Annotated in this window: 15 protein-coding genes and 2 pseudogenes; 16 read left to right on the top strand and 1 reads right to left on the bottom strand. The window is 38.9% G+C overall.

Translation table 11 applies throughout. The features are described 5' to 3' along the window. The first annotated feature begins 4 nt into the window (after positions 1-4). The 9 genes and pseudogenes from RM553_RS03650 to RM553_RS03605 all read left to right on the top strand — a co-directional run bounded on the left by RM553_RS03650 (position 5) and on the right by RM553_RS03605 (position 8,058). Positions 5-898: a ribose-phosphate pyrophosphokinase gene (locus RM553_RS03650; protein ID WP_311533601.1), complete on the top strand. Its 894-nt coding sequence runs from the start codon at positions 5-7 to the stop codon at positions 896-898. Beyond that, on the top strand, positions 895-1,539 hold the full coding sequence (locus RM553_RS03645) for a hypothetical protein (RefSeq protein ID WP_311533600.1): 645 nt from the start codon (positions 895-897) through the stop codon (positions 1,537-1,539). The genes RM553_RS03650 and RM553_RS03645 overlap by 4 nt, the downstream gene beginning before the upstream one ends. Positions 1,540-1,545: 6 nt before the next feature. Further along, positions 1,546-1,839 carry a hypothetical protein gene (locus tag RM553_RS03640; protein WP_008616393.1) on the top strand — a complete coding sequence of 98 codons (294 nt, stop codon included), beginning with the start codon at positions 1,546-1,548 and terminating at the stop codon, positions 1,837-1,839. Between the two features lie 18 nt (positions 1,840-1,857). Next, positions 1,858-3,960, top strand: coding sequence for a copper-translocating P-type ATPase (locus RM553_RS03635; RefSeq protein ID WP_311533599.1), 2,103 nt, complete (start codon positions 1,858-1,860; stop codon positions 3,958-3,960). Beyond that, positions 3,960-5,216 carry an MFS transporter gene (locus RM553_RS03630; protein WP_236979809.1) on the top strand — a complete coding sequence of 419 codons (1,257 nt, stop codon included), beginning with the start codon at positions 3,960-3,962 and terminating at the stop codon, positions 5,214-5,216. The genes RM553_RS03635 and RM553_RS03630 overlap by 1 nt, the downstream gene beginning before the upstream one ends. A 71-nt stretch (positions 5,217-5,287) precedes the next feature. Next, positions 5,288-6,077, top strand: a pseudogene (locus RM553_RS19695) (RteC domain-containing protein). 294 nt (positions 6,078-6,371) lie between these two features. Beyond that, positions 6,372-6,656 (top strand): helix-turn-helix domain-containing protein, encoded by a 285-nt coding sequence (locus tag RM553_RS03615; protein WP_121344430.1) that lies wholly within the window; start codon positions 6,372-6,374, stop codon positions 6,654-6,656. 3 nt (positions 6,657-6,659) lie between these two features. Then, positions 6,660-7,412, top strand: a complete 753-nt coding sequence (locus tag RM553_RS03610; RefSeq protein WP_311533596.1) for a hypothetical protein — start codon at positions 6,660-6,662, stop codon at positions 7,410-7,412. Then, positions 7,396-8,058 carry a P-loop NTPase family protein gene (locus RM553_RS03605; RefSeq protein ID WP_236979807.1) on the top strand — a complete coding sequence of 221 codons (663 nt, stop codon included), beginning with the start codon at positions 7,396-7,398 and terminating at the stop codon, positions 8,056-8,058. The genes RM553_RS03610 and RM553_RS03605 overlap by 17 nt, the downstream gene beginning before the upstream one ends. A gap of 96 nt (positions 8,059-8,154) precedes the next feature. On the opposite strand, the pseudogene RM553_RS03600 reads toward RM553_RS03605, so the two are convergent. Beyond that, positions 8,155-8,802 (bottom strand): annotated as a pseudogene (locus tag RM553_RS03600) (N-acetylmuramoyl-L-alanine amidase family protein). Positions 8,803-8,991: 189 nt separating this feature from the next. Between RM553_RS03600 and RM553_RS03590 the strand changes: the two are divergent. Genes RM553_RS03590 through traM form a run of 7 tightly spaced genes read left to right on the top strand, consistent with a single transcriptional unit; the run spans position 8,992 to position 15,010 of the window. After that, positions 8,992-9,279, top strand: a complete 288-nt coding sequence (locus RM553_RS03590; protein ID WP_031428457.1) for a hypothetical protein — start codon at positions 8,992-8,994, stop codon at positions 9,277-9,279. A 36-nt stretch (positions 9,280-9,315) separates the two neighbouring features. Further along, positions 9,316-9,600, top strand: a complete 285-nt coding sequence (locus RM553_RS03585; RefSeq protein WP_150543765.1) for a hypothetical protein — start codon at positions 9,316-9,318, stop codon at positions 9,598-9,600. After that, positions 9,587-11,989: a TraG family conjugative transposon ATPase gene (locus RM553_RS03580; RefSeq protein WP_236979801.1), complete on the top strand. Its 2,403-nt coding sequence runs from the start codon at positions 9,587-9,589 to the stop codon at positions 11,987-11,989. Before RM553_RS03585 ends, RM553_RS03580 begins: the two co-directional genes overlap by 14 nt. Positions 11,990-11,993: 4 nt before the next feature. After that, positions 11,994-12,575: a hypothetical protein gene (locus RM553_RS03575; protein ID WP_236979798.1), complete on the top strand. Its 582-nt coding sequence runs from the start codon at positions 11,994-11,996 to the stop codon at positions 12,573-12,575. Between the two features lie 2 nt (positions 12,576-12,577). Further along, a complete protein-coding gene (locus tag RM553_RS03570) occupies positions 12,578-13,420 on the top strand; it encodes a hypothetical protein (protein ID WP_150543768.1) in 843 nt (280 codons plus the stop codon). 12 nt (positions 13,421-13,432) lie between these two features. Further along, positions 13,433-14,047 (top strand): hypothetical protein, encoded by a 615-nt coding sequence (locus tag RM553_RS03565; protein WP_236979796.1) that lies wholly within the window; start codon positions 13,433-13,435, stop codon positions 14,045-14,047. A gap of 33 nt (positions 14,048-14,080) precedes the next feature. After that, a complete protein-coding gene (traM, locus tag RM553_RS03560; RefSeq protein WP_236979794.1) occupies positions 14,081-15,010 on the top strand; it encodes a conjugative transposon protein TraM in 930 nt (309 codons plus the stop codon). Positions 15,011-15,026 lie beyond the last annotated feature (16 nt).

The following is a 15,026-nucleotide window of genomic DNA, read 5'->3' as shown; positions in this document are numbered from 1 at the left end:
AACTATGAAAACAATATTATTCAGTCTTCCCGGAAATGAAGAACTCACAGAACTTATGGCTACAAAAATGGATGCTGAAGTGGGCAAAGCCACTTTGCGTAATTTTCCTGATGGGGAATCGTACACACGTATATTATCTGATGTTAAAGGTAAATGTGTGGTACTGGTATGCACCTTACACGAACCGGATGAAAAACTGTTGCCGCTTTATTTTTTAAGTCACACAGCCAAATCATTGGGGGCAATGTGTACCTGTTTGGTAGCACCCTATTTGGCGTATATGCGGCAGGACAAAGTATTTAATGAAGGTGAAGGAGTGACTTCTGGTTTCTTCGGAAAATTGATATCAGGTTTTGCCGATAGCATTACCACGGTTGACCCTCACTTGCACAGAATTAGTTCGTTGGGAGAAGTGTATCAAATTCCAAATAAAGTGATTCACGCTGCCGATGCCATTTCAGAATGGATAAAAGAAAACATTGAAAACCCGGTACTTATTGGGCCTGATTCGGAAAGTGAACAATGGGTTTCCGAAGTCGCCAAAAATGCAGGAGCACCATTTACGGTACTACAAAAGGTGCGTCACGGTGACCGTGATGTAGAAGTCTCTGTTCCCGATGTGGATATATATAAAGATGCTACACCTATTTTAGTAGATGACATTATTTCCACAGCCCGAACAATGATTGAAACCGTACAACATCTTAAAAAAGCAGGAATGAAACCACCTATTTGTGTAGGCATTCACGCTGTTTTTTCAGGAAATGCCTATCAAGATTTATTGGATTCTGGAGTAGAAAAAATAGTGACTTGCAATACCATCCCACACTCTTCAAAGGGAATAGATTTAAGTGATATTATGGCAAAAGAGGTAAAAAAATTAATGCACCATATATGAAAAAGAACAGCTTCATATTATTCTTCATCTTATTCAGCATCACAATGAATGGCCAGACTGAAATGCTTATTGGGCAGATTTCAGGCAGATTTGTGGTTCGCGAAAATTTTGATAAAGAAGATACTTTTCTCAACAAACAGACTTTTGAAGCCGGTAAAATGATAAAGGAAAATGGATATTTTAAAATTGAGGTAATCACAGAATTATTTGACAAAGACAAAAAATCTACCGATAAATATACAACGACCTATCGCTGTAAACCAAACGAAGCCAGTGTAATGGTAATGGCATTTCCATTTTCCAACCCAAAATCAAAGGAAACCGAAATCAATACCACATCCGAAAATTTTAAAGATCTCTACGATTTGGACAACCTTGAAGATATAGAATTGGAAATGACTTTTGATTCAGGACTGCTGGCTTTTTTTGGTTCAAAAAGCATCATAAAAATTTACGATCGAAAATTAGAAGCTGGCAAAAACACTATTAAATCAAAAATAAATATTAAGGCCTATGCCTGGGGTATTCGCATCAAGCAATTCAATTATACTGTTATTGAAAAATTAAATGAAAAAGGATTATTGACTTTTCAGAAATTTTCAGAAGCAGATAACAGCTATTTTACAATAAACTATAAATAAAGACAGATGAAAAATTACGATACACTTTCAGAAGCCATAAACGATTTACAGGGAAATGGCTATACATATGATTTTAACCTAAAACCAGAATGTTTGGAGTGTGCCTCACTAAAAATTGAAATACACCCAGAAGATTTTAATGTTGACGAGATGCATCGTTTTGAGGGTATGAGCAGTACCGACGATAATAGTGTGCTTTATGCTATTTCATCAAAAAATGGGATTAAAGGACTTTTGGTAGATGCCTATGGCGTCTATGCCGAAAACATTTCGGAAGCTATGAGAAAAAAATTACGATAACACTTAAACAAGACAATAATGGAAAATCACGAACACCACAATCACGATGAAATGGACCATTCTAAAATGGACCATTCGAAGATGAAACACAAAAAAGAAGACCATTCTAAAATGAACCACAAAGGTGGGGACCATTCGGGTCACAATCCGGGTCACGGTCAAATGGGCCACGACCATCATAAAATGATGATTGCCGATTTCAGGAAACGGTTTTGGGTAACCTTAATCTTGACCATTCCCATCCTCATCATCTCCCCGATGATCCAAGGGTTTATTGGGTATGAGTTCCTGCTTCCCGGAAACCAATATATATTATTTGGCCTTTCTTCTGTAGTGTATTTCTATGGCGGCTGGCCATTTATTACCGGATTTTGGTCCGAAGTTAAAAAAGGTGCACCAGGGATGATGACCCTTATTTCTATGGCCATTACCGTGGCTTACGTTTATAGTTCGGCAACCGTGTTCGGCTTAGAAGGAGTTGATTTTTTCTGGGAACTGGCTACCCTTATCGCTATTATGTTGGTAGGACATTGGATAGAGATGAAAAGCGTCTTGGGAGCATCAAAGGCCTTACAGCTTTTGGTAAGTATGATGCCCGCAGAAGCCCATAGGGTAAAGGGTGATACCATAGAAGATATTCCGTTGGAAGATTTGTTAAAAGATGATGTCATATTAGTAAAACCAGGTGAAAAGGTGCCTGCTGATGGTATTATAACAGAAGGCACCAGCTACCTGAATGAATCTATGCTTACTGGGGAGTCCAAACCAGTTAAGAAAGAAATAGATGATAAGGTTATTGGAGGTTCGGTAAACGGTAATGGCAGCATAAAGGTAAAGGTTGAGCATACAGGAAAGGACAGTTATCTCAACAAGGTGATCACAATGGTTGAAGAAGCACAAAAGTCCAAATCAAAAATGCAAAACCTCTCGGATAGAGCTGCAAAATGGCTTACCTATATCGCATTAGGTATTGGATTTGGCACATTGGCGGTTTGGCTAATTTTAGGCTTCCCTTTTGTGTATGCTTTGGAGCGTATGGTAACGGTAATGATTATTGCGTGTCCGCACGCTTTAGGTCTTGCCATTCCATTAGTGGTCGCTATTTCTACTGCGGTTTCTGCACAGAATGGATTATTGATTAGAAATAGAACAGCTTTTGAAGAATCCCGAAAAATAACGGCATTATTATTCGACAAGACTGGAACATTGACCAAAGGTGATTTTGGTGTAACAAGGGTTGAGTCGGTCAATCAGAAATATCCACCTAAAGAAATTTTGAGGCTTTCAAGTGCATTGGAACAGAGTTCTGAACACCCTATTGCGGTTGGAATAATTAAAAAAGTAAAAGAAGATGAAGTTGCTATTCCAAATCCAGAAAACTTCAACGCAATTACCGGTAAAGGGGTTGAAGCCAACGTAGAGGGGAAACAAATAAAAGTTGTAAGTCCGGGCTATTTAAGAGATGAAAAAATAATTATTCCCGAGGATGCTTATAGCGATGCCGCAGAAACTGTTGTTTTTGTCCTGATTGATGGAGAATTGGCTGGATATATTGCGCTTGCCGATGAGATCAGACCAGAATCTGCCGAAGCTATAAAGGTCTTTAAAAAGAATAATATTAAAGTTTTAATGGCTACTGGTGATAATGAAAGAACTGCCAAAGCTGTTAGTGATAAACTCGGATTGGATGGATACTACGCCGAAGTTTTGCCACATCAAAAAGTGGAAATAGTAAAAGAGTTGGAAAGTAAAGGAGAGTTTGTGGCAATGACCGGCGACGGAGTGAACGATGCCCCAGCTTTGGCCCAGGCGAATGTGGGTATTGCGGTAGGTTCTGGCACGGACGTAGCCGCCGAAACCGCCGATATTATTTTGGTAAATAGCAATCCACAAGATATTGCTAACTTGATTCTGTTTGGCAAGGCTACCTACAATAAAATGATCCAGAATCTTGTTTGGGCGACGGGCTACAACGTTATTGCCATTCCGTTAGCTGCTGGGGTGCTTTATTCTACCGGTTTTGTTTTAGGCCCAGCCGTTGGAGCCGTACTTATGAGTTTGAGTACAATTATTGTGGCCATTAATGCTCAATTATTGAAAAAGAAAATTGGAAAGAAATAATGAGCAAAAAAAGAAAGCTCGGCAGGATTATTTTGATCCTGCTGAGTTTATTTATGGTAATGCTTGGGTATGGCATTTTATTACCAATCCTTCCATACTATACCGAAAGGCTTGCTTTAGGAGATAACCTGGATACTGATTCGATTAACTTTCATATTGGTTTATTGACCAGTATTTATCCGCTCTTTCAGCTTCTTTTCGCTATACTCTGGGGTAGGTTATCCGATAAATATGGACGTAAACCCATAATCATTGTCGGATTAATTGGATTTATAGTAATGCAACTGCTTACTGGACTGGCAACATCTCTTACAATGCTCTATATAGCGCGTATCCTTGGAGGTATATTCACATCGGCTGTTATTCCTGTCAGTAATGCATACCTTAGTGATATCACTTCTAGAAAGCATAGGACCAAGATTATGGCTTGGTCTGGTGTGGCTATAAGTTCCGGGGTTATTTTTGGACCCGTTTTAGGCAGCTTCCTATCCCAAACCAACCTACATTTTAAATATTCATTAGGGATATTACATCTGGATCGCTTTTCAATCCCATTTCTTCTGATAGCTCTTTTGGGCTTTATTGTAATGATGATACTTATTAAATGGCTTAAAAATACAGCACCAGTAATCAATTTTGCTTCAGGAAAACAAAAATTAAATTTTAGTTTTAGTAGGTTCTTTATCGTCCTTTTACTGCTTTCTTTTGTAATGCAGTTTGTAGTCACCCTCTTTGAAACGGTTTTTTCAATTTATGGAAAAGACGAGTTGTCATTTACCAGTATTCAAATAGGCATTGGTTTTATGCTCTGTGGGGTTGTAATGGCGGTATTACAACCTGTATTTGCGACCTACGGTAAAAAATTGATAACGGCAAAGCAACAAATCGGAGCTGGATTATTGATTTCGGGAATTTCAATGATCGCATTCCCTTTTTTCAACAACGAATTTTATGTCTATGTGTTAATCATCACATTTGCCACAGGAGGTGCTCTGGTAACCCCGAACCTACTTTCGGCCGTTTCCTTACTTTCAAAAGAAAATGCGGGCAGCAATATTTCTATCCAAACATCGGCAAATAGTGTGGGACAGATTTTAGGGCCGGTCATAGGGACTTGGCTTATTGCAGGTGGGTTTTATTACCCATTTATTATTGCCGGCATCATCATACTGACCGCTATTGGATTACTGTATTTTTATAAAAGCTTTTACAAACCTACCAACGAAAATACCCAAAGATCACTTACTGATAATTAACCGAATTCTAAAGCCCCATATATGTTTTGCTTAAATTAATACATAAAATATTAGATGATTACAAAGAGGATATGAAGGGGGTTGTAGAATCCAATCTTAACGATTTTAACAACGTTGAGCAAGGAATTTCCATTTCCAGGCAGTATTTACAGAAATTAAGAATATGTGTAAGGCAAAATGAGTTCAGTAATCAACAGGACGAAATAACATTCTTTAAAGAACATAAACCTTACATATACAGTCGGTTAAAATTTTATGCTAAACTCTATAATTTCTTGATAAATAGGCCTGCGGGAACAATAAAATCCCAACAGGAATTTATAGACGCAGAAATAAAAAAACTTCAAGAAAGTAACCGGCGTAATATAGATTTCATAAAGTATTATAGGGAGCAATCTACGGTTCTCGATGAATTTTATTTTTTGAGGGGAAAGGATAAAATCAGCTTGGTTTCAGATACATCTCACTTTTACACCGATGCTGAATTTTCTACAAGCTAAAATTATGGCGTATGATCTTTTGGTCAACCACTACATTCAGGAATTGGAAGATTTAAGGAATCTATCTTATGGAAAACCAAGGAAATTAAACACCTTGGCAAACGGGGACCGGCTAAGCTGGACTGCTTCAAAAACAGACTTGATCGAATTGATATATGCCTTGCAGGCCTCTGGAGCCATAAAAAGCGGAACGGCAGGGATTAAAGAAATGGCTTCGGCTTGCGAAAGTATTTTTGACCTAAATCTTGGTAACGTGTACAGGACTTTTTTAGAAATCAGGGAAAGGAAGATAGACCTGACCAAATTTATCGATAGGCTAAAATCTGCGCTTTTACAAAGGATGGAAGAAACCGACGGTTAATTTATTCAACCCTGAAAATGTTAAATTTTCTCCCAAGTTGGGTACGACTTGGGAAAAAATAAAATTAATTTTTTTTATGGCTGTTTAGTGTTGACCTTCCAATGAACAACAAACAAATAAAACCATTTTAACTCATTGAAAATGAGAAAATAAAAACACCCAACTTGGGTATAACTTGGGAATAAAACCCATTAAACTATCCCAAATTTGTAGAACGAAAGTCAAATCCTGCGAGGGGCTATCAAATTAGTTTAGACTGAGGCGGTAGCCCTTTTCATTTAAAACCGTTCTATTATGCCAACAAGTATCATTACCACAGACGATCTTCGGGAATTCAAAATGGAATTGCTCGATGACATTAAAAAGCTCCTATCCCGACAAGCAACCGGTAAACTTAAAAAGTACCTGAAATCTTCCGATGTAATGGAACTGCTTCAGGTCAGTCCGGGAACACTTCAAAATCTTCGTGTCAATGGCACATTGCCATACACGAAAGTGGGCGGTATCATCTATTACGATGCCGAAGAAATCCAGAATGTAATGTCTGCAAACCGTGTGCAGCACGGATTAAATTCTTAAGCGATGAATTATATAAAGCTACTCAACGCGGCTTTTGAAAAATTCTTTTTCGATGACCGCTTGAACCCGACCCATATCAGCCTGTATATGGCGCTGTTCCAAGAGTGGAACAGCAGCCGTTTTGCCGATGAGTTTTTTGTGAACCCTCGAGAGTTGATGCGCGTGGCTAAAATAGGTTCTAAATCGACCTATCATCGCTGTGTTACCGACCTGCACTCGTGGAACTATCTATCTTATTTTCCATCGAACAATCCTTACAAAGGTAGCAAAATCAAGATGTCCATTATCGGGACAAGTGATGAACCGGATATGGGACGGTACAATCCCGAATTGGAACAGCTTGCGGAACGGTACCATCCCATACGTGAACCAGTAGTGTACCAACACCATCCCACCAACGGACAAGCTGTGTACCCGCACCGTCCCTTGAGTGGACAAGCATTGGTATCTAATATAAACAATACCAAACAAGTAAACATTAATAAACAACCAAAGGGCAGGCAGGCCGTTTTAGATTTTTTTGTTGAAAAAAATTTTAATGCTGATGAAGGAAAAAAATTCTTTGCGCACTATGAAGCCAACAATTGGAAAACAAGCGATGGAAAAATAATACGTGATTGGCGGGCTCTAGCCAAAAATTGGATGGATAGAACCGAATTATTTACCGAAGAAAACAAACCAAACAAAAAGGGAGCGTCCCAAAATCGGGACAACCTTAAAACCACTAAAACCAAGGATTATGGACAACCCCTCTAAAATAACCGAAGGCGGCGTGGAATATTCGCTCGGCAAATTTGACGGGAAATGCGTGCTTTACGATTTCCCGAGAATACTAATTTATCTGAATGCCAAGGGAAAGCTCCTCTTTGGAAAGAAATTCAAAATTTATGAAGAGGACAAGGATATTTTGCTAAAGCTCTGTTCCTACTTCATCAAGGACAAGGAAAACTGCCAAAAATTCGACATCGATATTGAGAAAGGCATTTTACTATCAGGCCCGGTAGGGTGCGGTAAAACCAGTTTAATGAAACTTTTACGACATTTAGTACCGTTGCAACGCCCGTATGAAATGATTCCCTGTCGGAATGTTGCATTCAGTTTTAATCATCTTGGTTTTAAAACCATCGAGGACTATGGCAACACGAAGTTTTTCTGTTTTGACGATCTGGGCGTAGAACCTTCCGGAAGGTTCTACGGTAAGGACCTGAATGTGATGGGTGAAGTCCTGTTATCCAGATACGAGCTCTTCCTACAGACCAAACATAAAATCAAGACGCACGCGACTACGAACCTCAATGCCGAGGAACTGGAAGAACGCTATGGAAACCGTGTCCGTAGCCGGATGCGGGAACTGTTTAATTTGATTGCTTTTGATGAAGGGGCTGGGGATAAGAGGAAATAGATTAAGCCCGCCAAGACTTGAATATTATAAACAACTCAATAAAAAATTGCTTGCCTAATTCCCGAATGTTTTTTATCACTTCTAAAAATGCCTCTTTCATAATTTGGTTTTTAAATAGTTATCTATTCCCATCAAAATAGCCAATGCCATTGCCTTAATTTTTTCAGGTATCAAAAAATAATTTCCCTCATCTTCATTGGTAAGAAATCCAGCTTCCACAAGTATGGCCGGGCAATACCCAATCATTTCCCTCAGAACTTGAAAGTTGGCAAACTTCACACCTCTACTTTCATAACCTATTACTTCACAAAGTGCCCTTTCAATTTTATAGCCTGCAAATACCAATTCCATCGAGAATTTTTCTTGTTTTCTTAAAGCATAAACCTCAATCCCTCTCGCATCCGGATTATCAGAATGATTGCAATGCAAGGACACAAATAAATCCGCTTTTAATGCTTTGGCCAGCTTAGTTCTGTCAGATAAAGAAATTAGTGTATCACTATACCTGGTTAAATAAATATCCAAAGGCTCTTCCAATACATTATTCAGCTTCAAAATGGCATTTGCAATATCCAAAACCACATCCTTTTCTTAGATTCCATTTACACCAATTGCACCAGCATCTTTTCCTCCGTGTCCAACGTCAATTATTATTCGTTTTTGAACACTCGTTTCTTGTCCAAAAATGACACACATTTTTAGAAGCAAAATCACAAAACTGACGTTTTTGAGCACTTTTTTCATTTTCACTTTTCGGGTTATCAACAATCTACCTTCCAAAATCCATAAAATTTGATGTCAAATAATGGCAACGGAATTCAATTAATACCAAATAATATTTTATTCACAAATATTTGATTTTCAAGTATTTGAATACAAATATATGTACTTTTCCCTTAACGAAAACGAATCAAAAATTTAAACTGTTCCATTATGAAAAAATCAATCTACTTGGCAACTTTTCTTTCGTTGCTCTCAACATCACTTTTTGCACAAATCGGCGGAATCGAAGATTCAGTTGACGATGTTTCAAACACCATCAGAACCATTTTTCCGATAATCCTCGGGGTGATTTTCCTTATCGGTTTCCTGTTCAACGCAGGACATTTCTTTGGGGAAAATGCAGACCTTAAAAAAGGAATTACCCGTGTACTCGTATTTGTGCTAATAGCGGGAGCTGTAGTTGGAATCTTTACTTACCTAATAGGAATCGTAGTATAAATGAACCCTCATCGAGGGCTTTAATAGAAGAGCTTTATGAAGAAATTCGAGGTCTATAAAAACATCAGGAAGCGGGCGGTCATTTTCGGACTGCCCATATCCTTGTTTGCCATAATGATGGTTTCCATTCTCGCTTCGCTACTGGTCATCATCTTCTCGTTCAGCTTCGGAATAATCATTGGCGTATTGCTGCTCAATTCAGCCTTGTATATCGCTTTGACCCGGATAACCGGCAATCCACAGCTTTTCCAAATGGCAAAAGCCTTCCCACAAATCATCAGTAACAAAAGAAACTCCGGCATCGATTATGAACAAGATTAACCTTTCGGCATACCGACCCATAGCGGATATTCAGGACAATATCATTTTTGCCAATAATGGCAATGTGGTCTTGTGCTATGAAGGCAATTTGCCCGAAATCTATTCCTTGTCCGAAAAGGATTTTGAGGATATGCACGGGGCTTGGTTTCAGGCTTTGAAGTCGTTGCCGGTGGGAACTGTAGTTCATAAGCAGGATATTTATTTGAAAAAATCCTATTCTTCGCAACAACTGCCCAATAAAACCTTTTTGGAAAAAGCGACCCACGATCATTTTAAAGGGCGTGAATATATGGAGCACCGCTGTTTCCTGTTCTTTATCCTGACCAAGAACAAAGCACTTAACAGTCCCAAATATGTCAACCCCTTCCGAAAGGTTTCCAAGAGCATTATCCGGGAACTTGATGATACCGTGCAACGCTTTATCGGCTCGGTAAGTGATTCGGTTTCCTTTATCAACAATAGCCGTAAAATGGAATTTTTTCCGCTTGAAGCGAAAGGGATTGAGCAACTGACCAATGGGTACTTTAATGGCTTCAATGAAGGTTTTGATACGGATATTTTACTTGAAAAGAAAAACGTCAATATAGGCGAAAACTATCTTGATGCCCTGGCCATCAACAGCGAACTGTGCTTTGGCGAAAGTGTACAAAGTAGCAAGACCAATGAGAAATTCACTTCTGACGATTTTGTGTTTCATCAAGGGTTTATTGATGGTTTAGGGCTTACGCTTAACGAAAACCACATTGTCAACCAAATTCTTTATCTGGACGATAAACAGAAGTGGCGCAAGCTGCTCGATAAGAAAGTCGAGGAACTAAACAAAAGTTCCAACTTTGGTTCGCAAAACAAAGTGGTATTAGGAAAAATCCAGCACATCCTTGACCAGATCAATGCGGATGACAATGCGCGGATTATTCGTGGTCATCTGAACATTGTCTATTGGGATAAAAACCCGGTCAACCTTAGCCAGATCGGTTCCAAAATAAAAACTGAATTCAAAGAATTGGATATCATCCCGTATTACCCACGAGGCGAAGAACGTAAAAACTATATTCTAAATAGTTACTGCTGCTTTTCATCCAACTTTTCAAACAACGATCTGTATGTAACGGATTTAAAGCACGCACTTTGCCTGTTCATCAACAATACAAACTATAAATCTGATAATACCGGAATCATCTTTAATGACCGTGAGCATAACATTCCCGTATTAAAGGATGTTTGGGACGAAAAGAAGAAACGCATCAAGGCACGGAACTTTGCTATTTTCGCGCCAACAGGCGAAGGTAAATCCTTTTTGGCAAATAATATTCTGCGCCAATATTTTGAAAGTGGTGTTCGCTTGGTCATCATTGATTTGGGTGGCTCATACACCAAGTTTGCCAAACTCTATCCTGAAAAATACACGGTACTTCGCTACGAAAGCGGAAAAAACTTAGGCATCAATCCATTTTACATAAGTGACACAAATGACCTCACACCCGAACGATTGGAAGACTTATCCGTTTTCCTGTTTGAACTGTTTGCTTCCGATTTAAAAGTAACCAAGGCACAGTCAGTATCCGTCAAAAAGATACTGCGCCATTATTATTATAGTACTTCTGAAAATCACTCATTAGATGGTTTCTACAGCTTTATAGAAAAGAGCCAAGAAAATCTACTTGACACTCTTAAAATCCATCCCGACTACTTCAACGTTACCAGCTTCTTGCACGTAATGTCCGAATATGTCGGCGATGGTCTATATAGCTTCCTTTTTGAAGTTAGCGAAGACCAGACCTATAAAATCGAGGACAAGCGATTGATTGTTTTTGAACTGGATGAAGTCAAGGACAATAAGGAAATCCTGTCGGTGATGCTGAAACTGATAAAGTCCGCCATTCAAAGAACTATTTGGAAAAACAGAGCTGAAAAAGGCATTATTCTATTTGATGAGTTTGCGAAGCAACTGAAGTTCGACAATGTACTCGAAAGCGTGGAATTCTATTATCAGGCTATCCGAAAACAGAACGGTGCTATTGGTATCATCCTGCAATCCATCAACCAGCTGCCGAACAATTCGACTTCCGCAAGTATTCTCGAAAATACGCAGGTCATTTATAGTCTGAACAATGAAAAAGGCTATGACGAACTGGTCAAAAGGCTCAACCTATCTAGCCACGATTTAAACCAATTAAAATCCATCAAAAACAACCTTTCCGGTCCGCGCAAGTACACCGAAATGTTCATTAAGATTGGAAAGGAAAGTAACATCTTCCGGCTTGAAGTTCCTAAGGAAGTGTATGCCGCTTACTTGACCGATGGGCAAGAAAATGAGGAAATTATGAAGCTCTATGAAAAGTATCACGATATGCAAAAAGCAATAATTCAATTCACATCTAAAACATAATATTATGAAGACAAAAATCAAAATTTTAGTAATGACAGTAGCCCTGACTTTGTTTATGTCGGGTAATGCGACTGCCCAAGGAATGCCCACTTATGATAATACCAATTTTATCAGCTTGGTAAAACAACTCATAGAATCTGGAAAGCAGACAGCCCAGATGATTAAGTCTGTAAAATTCCTGAAAGATGCAAAAGAGGCAATAGAAAAAGTATCAAGCGTTGTCCAGCAACTGAGGGCAGTTGAGGAAATTGGACAGAACAATCAACGCCTTATCAACGTAATGCAAAACGATGTACAGGATATTCTCAACTCGCCTTACATTAAGCCAGATGAAGTTTCAAAGGTTGTGGAATCTTTTGATGCCATAGTTCAAAACTCATTGGACACGGTGGATTTTATTGATGAAGTTCTCTCAAGCGATTACCTAAAAATGAGTGATGCAGAGCGCGCTGAAATTTTAAAGCAAAAAGAGCTGGAATCAAAGCAGATGGTTTCCAACATCACTACAAAAACCAAACGCTATCGCGACATTATTTCCTTCAGAAAAATGCAGGATAAAGTCAATAACAGAGAAACGGAATATTAAAAATGACTGCGACCATTCTCTTAGGAATCGGACTGGAATATATAGACACGGTTTTCCAGACTATACAGGCCAGCGACTTTTCGCAATACACCATTGCCGGAATGAAAACGCTTGCTGTCTTGTTCTTTCTGGTTAACATCCTTAAAAAGTATAACGAAGGCATTGCAGATAAGGATGGCTACACTTGGGGATTGAGCCCTGGCGAATTGGCCAAAAATTTTGCTATCGTCATTTTGGTCATTTTCTCAACACAGGTCTTAAGCTTTTTCGATGGCATCTTAGTCGCTATTGAAGGGCAATATCGAGGGACAGCACCAGCATTATTGCCTTTACAGATGCAAGACATTCCTTTAGAGGAAGACGTAAGTTTGTTTGATGCCGCAAGTTCGGCAATGACGCTTTTATACGAAGCATTGGTCACGCCATTGTACGGTTTTAAGATATTGGCTTTCATAATGAGCACCATACTTTGGATATTGGATTTGTTCATCTATCCGTTATTCTTGGCAGAACGCTTCTTCCTTTTAGGAATAATGCAAGCCTTCTTTCCTCTGGTCATTAGCCTGGCAGTTTTTGAAAAGTTCCGTTCGCTCGCTTATACGTTCTTTAAACTATATGCAGCGGTATATATGCTCGTGCCAGCATTCTTTCTTGTCAATGTATTTATCAATGCCATTTATACTGAAATCAATACCAATTTTTGGGTCAATCTATTCGGAACCGATACAGGTCAAGGATTTTTTGCACCTGTGGTTCAATTGGGTTCAGTAGGATTTATTGTGTTCCTGAAATTCAAACTGTATAAACGTGCCACGTCCTTTACACTCAGATTATTTACTGCCTAAATCAGATTAAATATGAAAACACCATATAAGAATATTTACAATGTCCTAAAACTGAATCGATTTATCGTTTTGGCGGTTGTTGTGTGTACCTTGCTTTCCAGTACATTTTCGGTTTGGATGGTATTCAACACCAATCAAAAAGCACTCAATAGTGCCTTTGCCATCAATACCGATGGCAGTATCATTCCGCTGAAGGTCGTGACCCAAAAAGAGAATTTCAGAGTAGAAGCTTTGGCACATTTAGATCTGTTCCACAACTATTTCTATAACATCGATGCCAGTAATTACGAGCGCAACTTGGAAAAGGCACTTTGGTTGGGTAATAGTTCCGTGGACAATCTCTACCGCCAGAAAAAAGCCGATGGTGTTTACAATAGATTACTTCAGTATTCATTGGTTCAAAAAGTGCTGAGCATCGATTCACGGATAACCGAAAATGATGGTGCGTATAGTTTTACCACGACGACCATTTTTGAAATCAATAGAGGTTCAATCATCGACACCTACGAATTGGTTTCCACCGGAAACCTGATTATGGTCGACCGAAACTTTCCGAACAATCCGCACGGATTATTGATTACTAACTATTTCGAAAACACCTTAAAGAAAATATCAGATGAAAGTTGAAAGCCGATAATCGGTAATTAAAAACGCACTATTATGAAAGTAGAAAAAAACAAGATAGTATTTGCAGCGGTTTTGACCGTGATTTTCATATTTCTGATTTCCTATTCCGTGATGGTAATGGGCGATGATGAAAGTGAAACAGAAAACCTTAAGCAGACCTTAGTTCCTGATTTGGAAGAAGGCCAAAAAGAGTATGATTCCAAGCTTGATGCGATTAACGACTTGAAGAAAGTGCGTGAAAACAATGCACCCAGCATCTATGATGAAAAGCTGATTGATTCCTTGGGATTTTACGACCCAAACCTTCCCGAACGCGAAAAAGAGCGTATCGTAGATAGCATCTATGAGGCTGGTAAGATTCAGTATTCAGAGACGCGATATCAAAACTTGGGACGAAGAAGAACTGTTCGCAAAGCGGTATCAACAATCAATTCTGCTGAAGTAAAACGGGAACAAAAAATTGAAGCGAAAGAATTGGGCTTAGAACATCAATTGTTCTTCGCTGCTGCACCTAAACCCAATGAGGAATCCATCATCGGCAACACAGACGAAACCATTTATGTAGTGGTAGATGGCGACCAAGTTGTAAAAGCAAATACCAGATTACGAATGCGACTGACCAAAACTGCTACCATTAATGGTAAAGAAATGCCAAAGAACACACCCATTTTCGGTTTTATAAGTTTTCAGCCTAATCGGGCTTTAATTGAAATCGAGAACATACAGCACCATCCCACAAAACTTAAAGCTTTTGATATATCTGATGGAAGCGAAGGTATCTACGTACAGAACAATTTTCGGGCAGAAGCCACAACCGAAGTTCTGGACGATATTATTGGCGACATCAACATACCTACCGTTCCGCAAGTAGGTGGCGTTACAAAAGTACTAAGACGAAGTAACCGCAACGTAAAGGTTACAGTATTGAACAATTACAGATTAATCTTAAAACCGAAATTATGAGCCCATAATGGGCATT

It is taken from the genome of Autumnicola tepida, assembly GCF_031846485.1.
Lineage (GTDB): Bacteria > Bacteroidota > Bacteroidia > Flavobacteriales > Flavobacteriaceae > Autumnicola > Autumnicola tepida.
This window is presented reverse-complemented; position numbering and strand designations above follow the sequence as displayed.